17 protein-coding genes are annotated in these 15,222 nt (G+C 44.6%); 13 read left to right on the top strand and 4 right to left on the bottom strand.

The window, feature by feature from the left end; all coding sequences use genetic code 11:
* The first annotated feature begins 50 nt into the window (after nucleotides 1-50).
* The 5 genes from ACXABW_RS14295 (at nucleotide 51) to ACXABW_RS14275 (ending at nucleotide 4,032) form a co-directional block, all read left to right on the top strand.
* Nucleotides 51-461 (top strand): VOC family protein, encoded by a 411-nt coding sequence (locus tag ACXABW_RS14295; protein ID WP_252028686.1) that lies wholly within the window; start codon nucleotides 51-53, stop codon nucleotides 459-461.
* Nucleotides 462-513: 52 nt separating this feature from the next.
* Complete coding sequence (locus ACXABW_RS14290; protein ID WP_457523227.1) at nucleotides 514-1,287, top strand: isochorismatase family protein; 774 nt, start codon at nucleotides 514-516, stop codon at nucleotides 1,285-1,287.
* A 1,070-nt stretch (nucleotides 1,288-2,357) separates the two neighbouring features.
* On the top strand, nucleotides 2,358-2,981 hold the full coding sequence (locus tag ACXABW_RS14285) for a lysoplasmalogenase (protein WP_457523225.1): 624 nt from the start codon (nucleotides 2,358-2,360) through the stop codon (nucleotides 2,979-2,981).
* 127 nt (nucleotides 2,982-3,108) lie between these two features.
* Nucleotides 3,109-3,345 (top strand): YecH family metal-binding protein, encoded by a 237-nt coding sequence (locus tag ACXABW_RS14280; RefSeq protein WP_457523223.1) that lies wholly within the window; start codon nucleotides 3,109-3,111, stop codon nucleotides 3,343-3,345.
* Nucleotides 3,346-3,432: 87 nt separating this feature from the next.
* Nucleotides 3,433-4,032 (top strand): YhgN family NAAT transporter, encoded by a 600-nt coding sequence (locus tag ACXABW_RS14275; protein WP_252028681.1) that lies wholly within the window; start codon nucleotides 3,433-3,435, stop codon nucleotides 4,030-4,032.
* 59 nt (nucleotides 4,033-4,091) lie between these two features.
* On the opposite strand, the gene ACXABW_RS14270 is transcribed toward ACXABW_RS14275, so the two are convergent.
* Nucleotides 4,092-4,361: a DUF1145 domain-containing protein gene (locus ACXABW_RS14270; RefSeq protein WP_252028680.1), complete on the bottom strand. Its 270-nt coding sequence runs from the start codon at nucleotides 4,359-4,361 to the stop codon at nucleotides 4,092-4,094.
* A 14-nt stretch (nucleotides 4,362-4,375) separates the two neighbouring features.
* On the bottom strand, nucleotides 4,376-4,975 hold the full coding sequence (gene rsmD / locus ACXABW_RS14265) for a 16S rRNA (guanine(966)-N(2))-methyltransferase RsmD (RefSeq protein WP_457523221.1): 600 nt from the start codon (nucleotides 4,973-4,975) through the stop codon (nucleotides 4,376-4,378).
* Nucleotides 4,976-5,194: 219 nt separating this feature from the next.
* Between rsmD and ftsY the strand changes: the two genes are divergently transcribed.
* The 6 genes from ftsY (at nucleotide 5,195) to glpG (ending at nucleotide 10,716) form a co-directional block, all read left to right on the top strand.
* A complete protein-coding gene (gene ftsY, locus ACXABW_RS14260; RefSeq protein ID WP_457523219.1) occupies nucleotides 5,195-6,433 on the top strand; it encodes a signal recognition particle-docking protein FtsY in 1,239 nt (412 codons plus the stop codon).
* 48 nt (nucleotides 6,434-6,481) lie between these two features.
* Nucleotides 6,482-7,156, top strand: coding sequence for a cell division ATP-binding protein FtsE (ftsE, locus tag ACXABW_RS14255; RefSeq protein WP_457523217.1), 675 nt, complete (start codon nucleotides 6,482-6,484; stop codon nucleotides 7,154-7,156).
* Nucleotides 7,146-8,114 (top strand): permease-like cell division protein FtsX, encoded by a 969-nt coding sequence (ftsX, locus tag ACXABW_RS14250; protein WP_252028674.1) that lies wholly within the window; start codon nucleotides 7,146-7,148, stop codon nucleotides 8,112-8,114. The genes ftsE and ftsX overlap by 11 nt, the downstream gene beginning before the upstream one ends.
* Before the next feature lie 171 nt (nucleotides 8,115-8,285).
* Nucleotides 8,286-9,143, top strand: coding sequence for an RNA polymerase sigma factor RpoH (gene rpoH, locus ACXABW_RS14245; RefSeq protein WP_252028672.1), 858 nt, complete (start codon nucleotides 8,286-8,288; stop codon nucleotides 9,141-9,143).
* A gap of 396 nt (nucleotides 9,144-9,539) precedes the next feature.
* On the top strand, nucleotides 9,540-9,860 hold the full coding sequence (gene glpE, locus ACXABW_RS14240; RefSeq protein WP_252028670.1) for a thiosulfate sulfurtransferase GlpE: 321 nt from the start codon (nucleotides 9,540-9,542) through the stop codon (nucleotides 9,858-9,860).
* Between the two features lie 19 nt (nucleotides 9,861-9,879).
* Nucleotides 9,880-10,716, top strand: a complete 837-nt coding sequence (glpG, locus tag ACXABW_RS14235; protein ID WP_252028668.1) for a rhomboid family intramembrane serine protease GlpG — start codon at nucleotides 9,880-9,882, stop codon at nucleotides 10,714-10,716.
* A 41-nt stretch (nucleotides 10,717-10,757) separates the two neighbouring features.
* On the opposite strand, the gene ACXABW_RS14230 is transcribed toward glpG, so the two are convergent.
* Nucleotides 10,758-11,165, bottom strand: coding sequence for a flagellar basal body-associated protein FliL (locus ACXABW_RS14230; RefSeq protein WP_457523215.1), 408 nt, complete (start codon nucleotides 11,163-11,165; stop codon nucleotides 10,758-10,760).
* A 168-nt stretch (nucleotides 11,166-11,333) separates the two neighbouring features.
* Between ACXABW_RS14230 and ACXABW_RS14225 the strand changes: the two genes are divergently transcribed.
* Together ACXABW_RS14225 and ubiA are read left to right on the top strand one after the other, a co-directional pair.
* The gene (locus ACXABW_RS14225) at nucleotides 11,334-11,873 is read left to right on the top strand and encodes a chorismate lyase (protein ID WP_457523213.1); all 540 of its coding nucleotides are present in this window, start codon (nucleotides 11,334-11,336) and stop codon (nucleotides 11,871-11,873) included.
* Nucleotides 11,874-12,728 (top strand): 4-hydroxybenzoate octaprenyltransferase, encoded by an 855-nt coding sequence (gene ubiA, locus ACXABW_RS14220; protein WP_252028663.1) that lies wholly within the window; start codon nucleotides 11,874-11,876, stop codon nucleotides 12,726-12,728. It begins immediately after the preceding gene.
* A 46-nt stretch (nucleotides 12,729-12,774) separates the two neighbouring features.
* On the opposite strand, the gene plsB is transcribed toward ubiA, so the two are convergent.
* Entirely contained in the window at nucleotides 12,775-15,216 is a 2,442-nt protein-coding gene (gene plsB / locus ACXABW_RS14215; protein ID WP_252028661.1) for a glycerol-3-phosphate 1-O-acyltransferase PlsB, read from the bottom strand.
* Nucleotides 15,217-15,222 lie beyond the last annotated feature (6 nt).

The following is a 15,222-nucleotide window of genomic DNA, read 5'->3' as shown; positions in this document are numbered from 1 at the left end:
TCTATCATTTATTTACGGAGATTAGATTAGCTCACAATACGGAGAGTGGCATGAAGGAAATAAGCAGAATCAATCACATAGGCTTAAGAGTGAGCAGCTTTGAAACAGCGCGCGACTTTTATTCCCAACTGGGCTTTGAATACATCACAGGCCCAAGTGGCCCTGAGCCAGTGGCCATTGTTGAACATCCCTCTGGTATCAACATCAATTTTATTCTCAATTCAGATCAGAAAGACCATACCAATATGCTGATGGATACGCCAATCAAGCATACCGGCTTTACACATGTTGCACTGGAAATCTCCAACAAAGAAGCAGTGTTAGAGCACTTGAAGGCACTGCAAATTCCACTCAGCGGTGAGCCTATGAATCACCCTACTGGTACCTCGTTTTTCATTCGTGACCCAGATAACAACGTTATTGAGTTTATTGAATACAAAGGATTAAGCGCTTTCCAATAAAGTGCTCAGTTACCTTATCGACACAACACTTAACAACAGAAGAAGTATGTATATGGATATTAAAAAAAGATTAATCGCTATCGCCTCATCAACGTTATTGCTGATGGGTTTTTCTAGCGCGGCTTTGGGCAGCTCTTCGAGTGGAGTTACCACGATAAAAACAGTGAATGGTGTAGCGCAATACCCTAAAGGTTATCAAGGTACCCCGATACGTGATGCGGCTGAAGATCCGTTTATCTCTCCAAGTAACTCAGCTCTAATCTTAATCGATTACCAACCACATATATTGATGGGGGTGAAAAATATCGGTCATGAAACGTTGCTCAACAATACCAAGGGGTTGATTAAGTCTGCAGTTCATTTTGATCTACCGATTATTTTTTCCCATGTCGGGGTAGGGCTGAATGGCTCTGAACCATTCTTGAAAGAATTAGTAGAGCTGGCACCAGATGCGGTCATTATCGATAGAACCAATGTTAATGCTTGGGAAGAAGCGGAGTTTGTGGCGGCGGTAGAAGCGACAGGGCGTAAAAAGCTGATTATGGGTGGATTGTGGACAGATGTTTGTCTGGCTTATCCTGCAATAGAAGCGACACAAAATGGTTATGAAGTACTAGTGCCTGAAGATACCGTCGGCAGTATCACGCAGATGTCTCATGACAATGGTATGAAACGCATGATGCAGGCAGGGGTAAAACCGATTACGTGGAACGTGGTGTTGGCGGAACTACAACGCGATCATGCACGCAAAGCAACAGAGCATGAGACGACGAGAATATTCTTAGAGTTCTTGTTTAAAATGGATCCCGATAAGGGATGGCAGTAAGCCAGACAACGAGTAACTTCTCCGATACATTTTCTTTTAGTAGCAGAGGTTACCTACCTTTTTATTAAAAACTCTCTCCAAGTTAAAGCACTCGATTCTTACCATCGGGTGCTTTGTTATTTCTGAATGTGGGTACTTAACGACGACTGTAACCTATTGCTGGAATGTATCAATTTAATTACGAACCAATCAGCAAAAACAAAAAAGGACGCAAATGCGTCCTTTTTTGTTTTTGTATTAGATACTTAGTACATCATCGGCAGTGTCATTAGGCCAACGACTACTGCGATCATTACAAGTCCTTGTTTTTGTGAAGAAGAAATCATAACACTGCTCCTTAATTTTGATGTTCAACACTATGTAATAAAGATTAGCACTACTTTATGGGTTTGATCAAGCCTGTCTTGGTGAAAACTTCAAAAAAGTAACTTTACTGTCTGCTTGTTCCTAGTAAATGGGTAAGTTTTCTTATTGTTTTGTGCTGTTTTTAAAATGTTCAAAGTGGTTTTTGTTTAATCTTGCTTGGTTTTAAGTGATTGAATTTAATGTTCATTTTGATTGTTAGATTTGTCATTTATTTTTATTTCTTTTACTTTTTAGGCTTAGGGTGATCTGCAATGTCAGTTGTGGGTAAAATCTAGTTTTATGAGGAAAGTAAACAGCTCGGATGAGAGCCTTTATCACATATTGATACAGTGGGCTTTAATTTGGAAAGCTGCTATTCCACACTGCCGCTTATCTTGCTTCTATCGATACTAGCTGCCATTAATGGTGTTGTTGTTTTTTAAATCTTTGTATTTATTTGCTTTTTCCCTTTGACTGCTGAGTGTTTTGTTGCTCTGAGGGGCTTTTTCTTTATCTAGAGAGGTTTGGTTTTTAAATCTAGACGATCACAGAGAACGCAACAGGCTGTAATTTACGGATTATTGAATCTCTGCTGACAATTCGTTTTAAACATTGCTGTGTGTGAATAGAGTGATTCGTAATCAAGATCCAAGTTTTACGGTTCGCTGCTGGACATCGACTTTTAGCTGCCTACACTGGCGGCGAAAGAAACAAGAGGTGTATACATGTGGAGTTGGCTGTCTGTCGCGCTATCTGGCTTTATTAGCGTGAACGCAATTCAAGACAATAAGAATGGTCAGGCAATGATGTTTAAAACATTGAGCCTACTGTTGCTATTGGCTATTTTGTACAGCCAGAATCAAGCGCTTACCCCAGCTAGTGCCTGGGTGGGAGTAGGGCTAGTGGTGTCCATCTTTGCTGATATCCTTTACCAGCTGAAGCGCTATAAGCGCCTATGTTTCGCCAGTTTTATTACTGCGCAAATCTGCTTTAGCAAATCATTTTGGCTACAGCTTTCCACCGAGATGGTTTGGTGGCTCCCAGCAATGCTACTGGCCAGTAGTGTTGTGATGTTTTTCTTACTGCTCCCACAAATTGACCGGTTAATATTCCCAGTTGCGGTAATGGGGCTGGTTTTGGTTCAGTTCGCATGGGCCGCTGGAGAACTATGGCTACTGCACCAAGATGCTCCGAGCCTTGCTGGTTTCCTCGGGGCGATTTCATTGAGTGTGTCAGCAGGTCTATTAGCGATCCATGATTATCGCCGAGCTATTTGGGCCGGGCGTTACTTGATATCCGGCACTTACTTACTGGCCTTGTCTCTCATCACTGCTTCTGTTGCTTTATAGCCGATGAGATACTCCTTACGGGACACTACCTCCTTAGTAGAGTGCTTGAGGAATGTTATCTGAAATCAATGTATCTTTAACTTCGATTGAGTACTCTGATGCCAATTAAGGGCGAGGAGGAGCGACCATGTCTAACGAGATACATGCGCATAAAGTACTAAACTTACTACGAGAAAATTCAATGACAGAAGCTGAACTGCGCACTGCTGTGGCGCAACAGTTCGGACCTGAGGCTAGATTTCATACTTGCAGTAAGCAAGGCTTTGATTTAGATGCATTGTTGGTATTTTTCATCCAGCGTGAGAAAGTCATTAAGCAGGGTGAGAAGTGGACACTCAATGCAGAAAGGGTATGTAACCACTAACTTACATTTTAGCAGTGGGTCTACGTCTGGTTTCGAATATTTGAAGTGTTATACTGCGCCGATTCTTAATGACGGGACCTACTTGCTATGGAAATTTTATCTGCCGCTACCATGCTATTTTTGATCATGGATCCTCTTGGCAACTTACCTATTGTTCTTTCCATACTGAAGCATTTAGATCCAAAGCGTCGACGTAAAGTATTAGTCCGTGAGTTGATGTTTGCGCTACTTATTTTGATGCTATTCCTGTTCGCTGGCCAAAGCATCATGAGCTTCTTACACGTAGAACCAGAGACGCTGAGCATCTCGGGCGGTATCATCCTGTTTATTATTGCGATTAAGATGATCTTCCCTAGTGCGGGAAGCATCACTGGGTTAGCGGCAGGTGAAGAACCGTTTATTGTACCAATGGCGATTCCAATGATTGCTGGGCCGTCAGTCATTGCGGCGCTACTGTTACTGTCTAGCCAACACCCGGATAATCTGATGGAGCTCTCTGCAGCGGTGATGATTGCCTGGGGGGCGACCTTCTTTATTTTGATGTTCTATGGTTTCTTCCACAGAATATTGGGTGAGCGTGGTTTGAAAGCGGTTGAGCGCCTGATGGGCTTGCTATTGGTGATGATCTCGACTCAGATGTTCCTAAACGGTGTGAAAGGTTACATGGGAATGGCTGCTGCAGGTTAAGTTTGAGCTACATACATTTAAAAATAAAAACGCCGCTCTCAGAGCGGCGTTTTTATTGGTTATCCCATCATGTGCTTACGACGAATATCTAGCAGAGCAAAGATACCAAATATCAGAATCGACCACTTTTCCCATTTGCTCATATTGATTTTGTCACCAAAGGCGCCGATAAAAATCGCCATTTGCAGCCCGTGCATCATCAGCAAGAATGCCGTCATAATGTAGAGTGCAATCGCGGCTTTACCTGGAAAGGGTTGGAAGAAGTTAAAAATCAAAATAAACCAAACGAAAGCAATCGCCGCTTTCGCTAGTAGGATCAAATACTTCATTATAATTAAGTCCTCTAAGCTGTAGTTCTTTCGAATAGTCGGTAGCTGACTTGCCCAGCACTTTTCTCGCGGTATAAGTGCCAATGCTCGGGAATACCTTCTAATGCTAATTCTTTCTCTGTTTCAATATAAATCATAGCGCCTTCTGCCAACCAGTTATTTTGCTCCAAAAGAGCAATCGTTTCATTGAGTAAGCCTTTTCTGAAAGGTGGATCAATGAAGACCACATGTTGTGGAGTACCTGGTTGTTTAAGAAAAGCCAGTGCATCACTATTGGTGACTGATAGATTGTCGGCCTTAAGCGCAGCAATATTGGACTGGATTTGCTTAAAGGCTGCTGGGTTGAGCTCCACGAGGGTGACATGCTCAGCCTGACGCGAAGCTGCTTCAAAGCCAAGCCCACCTGAGCCTGCGAACAGATCCAGGCACTTGGCTTGTGGCACATCCTGCGCTAGCCAGTTGAAGACCGTTTCTTTGACTCTGTCGGTGGTTGGTCGTAAACCTTCTGCGTCATGCACCGGTAGTTTTCGACCTCTCCATAAGCCACTAATAATGCGAACAAAGCCCGTGGATGGCTTTTTTTGTGATGTGTTTTGCTGGCGACGTCTTACCATAGATTTTTTGACCGCTAATTAAGTGTTACTATACTCAGTCACCTTGATGATATCGTATCGGTGAAGCCCTGAGTTTTATAATGACAAAGTGTAACATTAAACCAATTAGAAAAGCCTAATTGAAAAGTTTTCAAGGCTTTGTCATTTTGTTTTCCGTAGATAGGATAATTCTATTGGAAAAGTGTCGTAGTTAGTTAAGTAAATCTAGGATATCCCCAGATGACGGAAAAAAAGAAGCGCGGATTACTGTCTTGGCTTGGTTTCGGAGATGAAGAACAAGCTAAACCGGTTGCGGAAGAACAAGTACAACAAACAGAAGACGAGCAACCACAGCAAGAAGAAATTGTTGAAGAGACAGCAGAAGCGGCGAACACTGAACTAGCAGAAGCAGAAGCAGAAGCAGAAGCAGAAGCAGAAGCAGAAGCAGAAGCAGAAGCAGAAGCAGAAGCAGAAGCAGAAGCAGAAGCAGAAGCAGAAGCAGAAGCAGTCGAGGAACAACCTGTTGCTGCGCGTGTTCAAGAGCAAGAAAAACCGACTGAAGGTTTTTTTGCTCGCCTAAAGCGTAGTTTGAGCCGTACCAAAGCGAATATTGGTGCTGGTTTCTTTGGTTTGTTTAAAGGCAAACAAATCGACGATGAGCTGTTTGAAGAACTTGAAGAGCAACTGTTGATTGCTGATGTCGGAATGAATACGACCGTTAAGATTATCGACAGCTTAACTGAAAAAGCATCACGCCAAGACCTGAAAGACGGTGAAGCCTTGTATGGACTGCTTAAAGAAGAAATGGCAGAGATCCTAAGTACAGTTGAACAGCCACTTGAAGTCGATACGACTAAAACGCCTTACGTCATCTTGATGGTTGGTGTGAACGGCGTAGGCAAAACGACCACTATTGGTAAACTGGCCAAACAGTTCCAAGCACAAGGCAAGAAGGTCATGCTGGCTGCTGGCGATACATTCCGAGCTGCTGCAGTTGAACAGTTGCAAGTTTGGGGTGAACGCAACGAAGTCCCTGTGATTGCTCAACATACGGGTGCTGATAGTGCCTCGGTTATCTACGATGCCATTGAAGCGGCGAAAGCACGTGGTGTTGATGTGGTGATTGCTGATACAGCAGGCCGACTACAAAACAAAGCTAACCTAATGGAAGAGCTACGCAAAATCGTTCGTGTAATGAAGAAAATCGACGATTCAGCGCCTCACGAAATCATGCTAACACTGGATGCAGGTACTGGTCAAAATGCAATCAGCCAAGCCAAGTTATTCAGTGAAGTGGCACCATTGACTGGTATTACGCTAACCAAACTTGATGGCACAGCAAAAGGTGGTGTTATCTTTGCCATTGCCGATCAATTCCAAATCCCGATTCGTTTTATCGGTGTAGGTGAAGGCATTGATGATCTTCGTCCATTCGAGACGCAAGAGTTTATTGATGCATTATTTAGCCGCGATGAATAATCGCTTATAGGCAGTATCGTTGTTGAAGCGAACCAAGAGGATTGATGGGTGATTAATTTTCAGCAAGTGAGTAAGGCTTATCGCGGTGGGCGACAAGCATTACAAAAAGTCGACTTTCACCTTAAGCGTGGAGAGATGGCGTTTCTTGGCGGTCATTCGGGTGCGGGTAAAAGTACCCTGCTGAAATTGATATGTGCGATTGAAAGACCAACGGATGGTAAAGTTAGCTTTAATGGCCACGACATTACACGTATCCCTAATAAAGACATACCATTCCTACGTCGTAACATTGGTATTGTATTTCAAGATCACCGGTTGCTGATGGATCGTAGTGTATTCGATAACGTCGCACTGCCTATGCGTATTGAGTCTATTTCTGAAAACGACATCAAACGCCGTGTTTCAGCGGCGTTAGACAAAATGGGTCTATTAGACAAAGCACGTTGTCTGCCTAGTCAATTGTCTGGTGGTGAGCAACAGCGCGTAGGTATCGCTCGAGCGGTGGTAAATCGCCCAACCTTACTGCTTGCTGATGAACCAACGGGTAACTTAGACCCAGAACTGTCTAATCGTGTGTTGAAGCTGTTTGAAGAGTTTAATCGCGCTGGAGTTACTATCTTGTTAGCAACCCACGATCTTGGGTTGGTTAACACGCGCCCACAATATCGTCACCTTGAACTTAACCAAGGTTTCTTGAGTGAGGTGGAAGGTTATGGCCAGTAATAAAAAGCTTAAGAAAGCCTCTAAAGGCCGCGCTCAAAACCAGCTTAAAACGAATGGTTTTTTTAAAGTTCACCTCGATCAGGCTAAAGCGTCATTTGCTCAAATGTGGCTTCGTCCGTTAGGCAATATTCTCACGCTTGCTGTGATCTCAATGGCATTAGCCATGCCTGCAAGTTTATATCTGCTTGGAAAAAACATTGCTGCGGTAGCCGATAATGTTGCCAGTCCTTCGCAAGTGAGTGCGTACATTCAAGAGCGAACGCCTGAAGCGCGAGTCATGGTATTAAAAGATGAGATAGAAAGTTGGGCAGAAGTTGCAGAGGTAGAGTACATTTCTTCTCAGCAAGGGTTAGATGATCTAAGCCAATACTCGGGCTTCGAACAAGCGATCAGCTTGCTTGATGACTATGCTTTGCCTGGGGTGTTAATCATTACTCCGAATACTGAAGACAAGCAGGTCATTAAAGGGATTGCTCGCAAGGTGTCTGATGAAGAGGAAATCACCGATGTTCGTCTAGATGAAGATTGGTTAACAAGGCTCGATGCGATTCGCACCTTGGTGTCTGTGATTGTGATTACCCTATCGGTGTTAATGCTTGGCTCTGTATTCCTTATCGTTGGCAATACTTTGCGTTTTAACGTATTGGCAAATAAAGACGAAATCCAAACTATGAAGCTGATTGGAGCGACCGATAGCTTTATTCTCAGACCTTACCTCTATTCAGGCATGTGGTTTGGTTTGATTGGGGCGCTGTCCGCTTGGACATTGACGGCATTGATTACCATTCTGCTAAACAGCACAGTGGCAGATCTTGCGTTGCTTTACGATAGTCACTTCCGTTTACTTGGCCTGAATTGGGATGAATCCTTACTGCTGATTATGCTTGGAACCTTCTTAGGTTGCAGTGCTGCGAGGGTCTCTGCAAAAAGGCATTTAAAAGAAATTGAACCAGTTTAACTTGCCATTGTCATAATATTGAAAAAAGTACACGCTACCGTATACTTTTTTGCTTGTAACCATGAATGGTTTGTGCATAATTGATTCCCCCTGCTTGAAACCTGTTCAGTTTAGGTTCAGTATTGATGGGTTAAAACACGTACTCCAGATCAGAGATTGATGAGGATTTGAATGACAAAGCAATCGTACTCAATGGCAGTTGTTTCACAAGATAGCCTAGACAGCTACATCCGCTCGGCGCACAGCTACCCAATGCTGACCGCTGAAGAGGAACGTGAACTTGCTGAAAGACTACATTACAAAGGTGAAATCGATGCAGCGAAAGGGCTGATCTTGTCTCACTTGCGTTTTGTTGTCCATGTTGCGCGTGGTTATTCAGGTTACGGCCTGCCAATGGCTGACCTCGTTCAAGAAGGTAATATCGGCTTGATGAAAGCGGTTAAGCGCTTCAATCCTGAAGTGGGTGTTCGCTTGGTATCGTTCGCGGTACATTGGATCAAAGCAGAAATTCATGAATACGTACTGCGTAACTGGCGTATTGTGAAAATCGCGACCACTAAAGCACAGCGTAAACTGTTCTTTAACCTGCGTAAGTCGAAAAAGCGCTTAGGTTGGTTTAACAATGGTGAAATTGAAACGGTTGCGAAAGAGTTGGGCGTTGAACCATCTGAAGTTCGCGAAATGGAATCCCGTTTGGCTGCACAAGATGCGACATTTGAAATGCCAACCGAAGATGATGACTCAAGTGCTTCTTATTCTGCGCCAGTCCTTTATTTAGAAGACAAGTCTTCTGACTTAGCTGAGAACGTTGAAGCAGATAACTGGGAAGCGCACACTAATAACCGTCTGAACCTTGCTTTGGCAAGTCTAGATGAGCGTAGCCAGCATATCGTACGTTCTCGTTGGTTAGACGATGCGAAAACAACGCTGCAAGAGCTAGCTGAAACGTATAATGTCTCTGCTGAGCGAATTCGTCAGCTTGAAAAGAACGCGATGAAAAAGCTTAAACTGGCCGTTGGTGAGTTTTAACTTCAGCTAGGCGACAAATCGAATAACTAGAAACCGAGATCATTTGATCTCGGTTTTTTTATTTCCGATCGATAGTTGCGATCTATTTTATCTGTGCTACCTGTGGGTAACTCTGTGAGGAATTTCTTTGCCAGTTGTCAGAAAGCAGGGTGAATAAGGCGAAAACGGGCATCAGAATTTGGGGATATGTTTTTTGTTACACACAAATGAATAAGGATCATTACTATATCTTGTGGATCCAAAGGCTTAAAAGCACTTTATCAACGCAATCCACAGATTTATCCACAAATGGTGTAAAAGTGATCACTGGTGGATAACCTTACTAACCTCGTGTATTGGGTTAGCACTGGATAGGTTACAATGACGTCACTGAATTAACTTGTGTATGAGAATCTAATGGACCAGTTTAAACACATCGATGTAGTTGCCGCGCAGCAACTGCTGACTTCTTCTGACGCTAGACTTGTTGATATCCGTGATCCGCAATCTTTTGCGGTTGCTCACGCGACTGGTGCCTTCCACCTCACCAATGATTCGATTGTGAGCTTTATGGATGAAGTTGAATTTGAGCAACCCATTTTGGTGATGTGCTATCACGGAATCAGTAGCCAAGGTGCGGCGCAATATTTAGTGAACCAAGGGTTTGAAGAGGTGTATAGTGTGGACGGGGGCTTTGAAGCATGGCACCGTTCAGAGCTCCCTGTTGTACAAGGCTAACACTAGACCGGGTTTCTCTATGATCAGACTGCTTTCTTTATCCAATCCTCGCATGGCTCAAGCGTTCATCGACTACATGGCTTCACGCCAAATTGATGTGCAAATGACGCCGGAAGGAGAAGGGCAATTCGGACTTTGGCTAACTGACAGTCAGCATCAAGTCGAAGTGGAAGCAGAGCTAACGCAATTCTTACAAAACCCAAACGATAGAAAGTATCAAGCGGCATCGTGGAATATGGCCGAGAGTCGAAGAAATGTCTTGAGCTACCACTCTCCTAGCTTTATGTCGATGATAAAAGCCAAGGCGGGCCCAGTCACATTAACCCTGATGGTTGTCTGCAGCGTGGTTTTTGGTTTGATGCAGCTTGGTTTTGGTCGAACCATATTAGAAGCATTTCACTTTCCCGCTTTTGCTGGCCAACAGTGGCAAATATGGCGCTGGGTCACCCATGCTGTTCTGCATTTCTCGGCTATGCATATTGCCTTTAACCTACTGTGGTGGTGGCAGTTAGGGGGGGACATAGAAAAGCGTTTAGGCGCAGGTAAACTGTTACAGATATTTGTGGTTTCTGCTGCGTTATCGGGAGCTGGTCAGTACTGGGTTGAAGGGGCGAACTTTGGTGGATTGTCTGGTGTTGTTTATGCCTTAGTCGGTTATCTATGGTTACTAGGGACCAAAGCACCGCAAGTTGGTCTTCAAATGCCAAAACCAGTGATTGGTTTTATGTTAGTTTGGCTGGTACTTGGATTCGTTCAGCCGTTTATGGCTATTGCGAATACCGCGCATTTAGTCGGTTTACTTTCTGGTGTGGCACTGGGTTACTTAGATGCCAGTAAATGGAATCGAGTGAAATAAAAAAGCGGCTAACAGCCGCTTTTTAAATAACGGGTTTAGGTCTACTGGTAGAGATACTTGGTAAACAGTAAGTCCGCGATAATAGTACGGCCTGTTTCTGGTAGTAAGATACCATTGAGTTGCTCGACTAAGGTTTTGCGCAGATCCTCGCGGCCAGCCAGTGACTTTATTGTATCTTCAGATTGTTTACCTAGTAGCTCAATAACGGCATCTCTAATCAATGGTTGGTGCAACTCGACGATCGGTAAGTCGGCCGCATTGGCTACCATGATATCGATGCGAACCTGAATATAGCCGAGCTTTTTGCCACTGGTGTGGAAATTGGTGGTGAGATCAGGCTCTAGTGTAAAATAGGCGAGTTGAGGGCCTGCTTCTTGCTCAGCCATGCTTGGCATCGAAATCAGTACGGTTGAGGCGAGAATTATTTGGGCTAGGTAACGTTTAAGCATATTTCTAACTTTTCTTTCTTCTAATCGCGATACTCGAATCGTCTGAGACTTGTTACAATAGAGCATCTATTTGTAATGAAATGCGTTAAGCACTCGACGGTTGGGATGTATATCACTAACCTACGAACCTTTATTGTACGATGATAAAGCCGCTTATTGAATACTAGTATGAATCAATCAACTCCGCTCTATCTATCTGCTTTACGTAAAGTAAATTGGCAGCAACCTACAAGTTTTCCTTTTCCGAATGCGATTGCAAAGCAATGGTTATTGGAACAAGGATCTTTGTCACGTTTATTAGAGCAGCACTGCCAAGAGTTATCTGTTGAGTTAGTGCATAACCGAACAGTTAAAACCGAAAGGTTGAATGAACAAGAAGTCGATCTATTGTCGCCAGAAGACTGCCTATTACGTAAAGTCGTATTAAGTGGTGATAGTGAGCCGTGGGTACTTGGCCGAACTTTGATTCCAAATTCGTCATTGGCCGGGCAGCCTTATGACCTCGCGAGACAAGGTGAAATTCCGTTAGGGTTGACCGTTTTCAGTACGGAAGATGTGAAGCGTGATGCGCTGCAAGTCGGCTGGGCCGAGACACCAGAAGGGCGCCTGTTGGCTCGTCGTTCTCGCTTATGGATGAACCAAAAACCAATGTTGGTGGCAGAACTATTTTTGCCGACTTCACCGATTTACTCTAAGGAGAGAGTGTAAATGACCGCGGCGAAAGCGCGTGCCTATTGGCAGCTAATGCGAATGGATAGGCCTATTGGCTCATTGTTGTTACTTTGGCCAACTCTGTGGGCGCTCATTGTAGCGGCGGAAGGAATGCCTAGAATTGATGTTCTGTTGGTCTTTACGGCGGGCGTTGTATTGATGCGTTCTGCAGGCTGCGTAATCAATGATTTCGCTGACCGTAAAGTCGATGGTCATGTAAAGCGCACTCAGAACCGTCCAATGCCGTCGGGGCTGGTTTCGAGCAAAGAAGCCATTGGCTTGTTTGTGATTCTCGGAGTCGTGTCATTCCTGTTGGTGCTCACTATGAACCCTCTGACTATTAAGCTGTCGTTTGCGGGTATTGCGCTGGCTTTTATCTACCCATTTATGAAGCGCTATACCCATTTACCACAGTTGTTTTTGGGCTTAGCATTCAGTTGGTCAATCCCTATGGCGTGGGCAGCACAAACAGAGCAATTACCTTCTATGGTATGGTTTTTATTTTTAATCAACGCACTATGGACCATCGCCTACGATACGCAATATGCGATGGTCGATCGTGACGATGATTTAGAAATTGGTATTAAGTCCACTGCGATTTTGTTTGGCCGTCGAGACAAAATGATCATTGGGGCATTACAGCTAGCGACCTTAGCTCTTCTTATTCTACTTGGCTGCTGGTATCAATTGGGTAGCAGTTACTACTGGAGCCTATTGGTGGTCGGCGCACTGTTTGTCTACCAGCAAATCTTGATTAAACATCGTGAGCGCGATGATTGTTTTAAAGCGTTCCTCAATAACAATTATGTAGGAATGAGCATCACTTTAGGGTTACTGGTTGCATTCTGGTAATTCGATACTGATATAAAAAAGGCACCTTTCGGTGCCTTTTTTGTGTTTACTCACCAGACTGGCAAACACTTTCTTGAATCGTCATCCGCACTTCAGGGTACAGCATCGAATAGAGCTGCTGCGCTAGGTGCTTAGTTTTTTCGATGTCACAGTTACCGTCTTGATCTAAGTATGCTTGTTGCTTCAAAGTGCTGAACATCGAAGAGAACACGCCCTTATCAAAGAACTCTGGGGCATTGATACCATGCAAGCGACCAAGTCGCTGGGCAATATCTTGGCTCTTCTGTTCCAAGTCAGACTTACCGAGCTCTGGGTTAGCAACCAGCAAGTTCATAGTGATGGCATAGCGTTGCAGCGTCTCTGAAATGGTTCTGCCAAGCAACATCAGCGTTTGAGTGTTTGCTTGGTTCATCGACACCACTTGTTGGCCACTGTCGTCTTGCCCAATGGTCGCCAAGTTAAGTTGCTCAAGCTCGGTCAGATAAGACATAACGAGTTCATCAAGCTGACTTTGCTCAATACCGATAAACAGTTCTTGTTTTAAGAACGGATAAAGCGTCGCGACGTTTTCTTTCACTTGCGATACTGGTAGCTGCTGCTGACGGATCAACATTTGGGCAATCAGTGATGGAATGGCAAACAAGTGGATGATGTTGTTGCGGTAGTAAGTCATTAAGATCGATTGATTACGGTCGAGTGACACGATCGTACCCATGGTATCGGTTTCAATGACAAACTTATCTAATGACTCAGCGTGTGAAACTAACTCTTCTGCCGTCGCATTTGGCACCGTAAAGGTGTCAGAGTACGGAACGTTTTTCAGTAGTGATAGGTAACAGTCAATTTGTTTCACTAAGCTGTCGCGAGAAAGCGCTCGTTGGCGTGAAGCAAGCAAGGCCGTTGCACATAGGGTCAGAGCGTTGGCCGCTGCTGCGTCGTTGATGTGAGTCATCATCTTGTTCGCCAGATCATTGACCACAGGGTTCATCCATTGTGGTTTAGTCGTCCCTAATGGATCGATATCTTTAGTCCACTCCGGCGCTTTATCATTGAGGTATTGGTTGAGCGGAATTGGCTCACCAAAGTTCACGTAGCCTTGGCCAAAGTTGCGCAGTTTACGAATGGTGCGCAGAACAAGACCGGCGTTTTCTTTTTCTTTGCGCTTACCGCGTAGCTCTTTTGCGTAAGTGCCTACTTCCATCACATGCTCGTAACCAATGTACACAGGCACTAATGTCACAGGGCGGTTCAGGCCACGCAGCATAGCTTGAATGGTCATCGCCAGCATGCCGGTTTTCGCTTGTAGCAAGCGGCCAGTGCGGGAGCGGCCACCTTCACTGAAGTATTCGACTGAATACCCTTTAGCAAAGAGCTCGGCAAGATATTCACGGAAAATGGTTGAGTACAGTTTATTGCCTTTGAAGCTGCGGCGAATAAAGAATGCGCCACCGCGACGGAAAATCGGCCCTGCCGGGAAGAAGTTTAGGTTGATACCCGCAGCAATGTGCGGTGGCACCATGCCTTCTTTATACAACACATAAGAAAGCAACAAGTAGTCCATGTGGCTGCGGTGACACGGCACATATACGATCTCGTGACCGTCTTGGGCTAGCTTGCGTACGGTGGCGGCATTTGAAATGTTCAGGCCTTGATAAATGCGGTTCCAAAGCCAGCCAAGAATTCGCTCACCGTTTTTGATTAGAGAGTAAGAGAAGTCTGCCGCGATTTCATCCATGATGTCATGCGCTTCTTTGCGAGCTTTCTCTATCGAAATATTCTTTGTTTTCGCTTCATCTTCGATCGCTTTCTCAATCACTTCAGATTGAATTAAGCGGTTAAATAGCGCTTGGCGATTCGGTAGGTTAGGGCCGGAAGCGGCTAGCTTCTGACGAGAGAAGTGGATGCGAGCGACACGAGCCAGCTTGTGCGCGATGGATTCGTCGGTTCCGTGAGAATCGGCCATGTAGCGCAGAGAAACAACCGGGCTAAAGCGAACCAAGCAGTCACGGCCAGCGGCGAATACCGCTTTGGCTTTTTGTGGGCCATTCAGGGCTTGCAAATACGGCTTTTCTTTACCTTCTTTACCAGGCTTTCTTCCCCAAAGCACCGTTGCAGGGATAACCTGGACATCTAGCTCCGAATCAAACTTGTGCAGTTCTAACAATTCAGAAAATAGGGTAACGGATTCGCTTGGTACATCTTCATCACGCTGCATGAGTGTTGGGCGTGAAGAGGTAAATACATAACGATTAAATGTTTTACCATTGATTTCCATTGGCTCTAGCGGGTCTGGTAGACCAAGCTCGACAGCGTGCTTTTTCAGTGTCAGCAAGTCAACGCTGGAGCGAAAAGGTAGTGCATAGACAATGGGCTTGTTAGTATCAATATTATGATCTTCAATGGGGTTTGAAGGAATAGACGTTCCTTTTACCAATACCGACAGCGGTAATTTGAGTAATGAACGTGATAGAGATTGTCCTGAAGACATAAAGGG

This window comes from Vibrio paucivorans (assembly GCF_054053395.1).
Note: the sequence above shows the minus strand (reverse complement) of the source record. Positions and strands in the feature narration are given on the sequence as shown.

Coding starts and splice junctions, on each gene's coding strand:
- ubiA (WP_252028663.1), top strand. CDS start 11,874: ATGACCGCGGCGAAAGCGCGTGCCTATTGGCAGCTAATGCGAATGGAT.
- ACXABW_RS14290 (WP_457523227.1), top strand. CDS start 514: ATGGATATTAAAAAAAGATTAATCGCTATCGCCTCATCAACGTTATTG.
- ftsX (WP_252028674.1), top strand. CDS start 7,146: ATGGCCAGTAATAAAAAGCTTAAGAAAGCCTCTAAAGGCCGCGCTCAA.
- ACXABW_RS14230 (WP_457523215.1), bottom strand. CDS start 11,165: ATGCTTAAACGTTACCTAGCCCAAATAATTCTCGCCTCAACCGTACTG.
- rpoH (WP_252028672.1), top strand. CDS start 8,286: ATGACAAAGCAATCGTACTCAATGGCAGTTGTTTCACAAGATAGCCTA.
- ACXABW_RS14270 (WP_252028680.1), bottom strand. CDS start 4,361: ATGAAGTATTTGATCCTACTAGCGAAAGCGGCGATTGCTTTCGTTTGG.
- ACXABW_RS14275 (WP_252028681.1), top strand. CDS start 3,433: ATGGAAATTTTATCTGCCGCTACCATGCTATTTTTGATCATGGATCCT.
- rsmD (WP_457523221.1), bottom strand. CDS start 4,975: ATGGTAAGACGTCGCCAGCAAAACACATCACAAAAAAAGCCATCCACG.
- ACXABW_RS14295 (WP_252028686.1), top strand. CDS start 51: ATGAAGGAAATAAGCAGAATCAATCACATAGGCTTAAGAGTGAGCAGC.
- ftsY (WP_457523219.1), top strand. CDS start 5,195: ATGACGGAAAAAAAGAAGCGCGGATTACTGTCTTGGCTTGGTTTCGGA.
- glpG (WP_252028668.1), top strand. CDS start 9,880: ATGATCAGACTGCTTTCTTTATCCAATCCTCGCATGGCTCAAGCGTTC.
- ACXABW_RS14285 (WP_457523225.1), top strand. CDS start 2,358: ATGTGGAGTTGGCTGTCTGTCGCGCTATCTGGCTTTATTAGCGTGAAC.
- plsB (WP_252028661.1), bottom strand. CDS start 15,216: ATGTCTTCAGGACAATCTCTATCACGTTCATTACTCAAATTACCGCTG.
- ACXABW_RS14280 (WP_457523223.1), top strand. CDS start 3,109: ATGTCTAACGAGATACATGCGCATAAAGTACTAAACTTACTACGAGAA.
- ACXABW_RS14225 (WP_457523213.1), top strand. CDS start 11,334: ATGAATCAATCAACTCCGCTCTATCTATCTGCTTTACGTAAAGTAAAT.
- glpE (WP_252028670.1), top strand. CDS start 9,540: ATGGACCAGTTTAAACACATCGATGTAGTTGCCGCGCAGCAACTGCTG.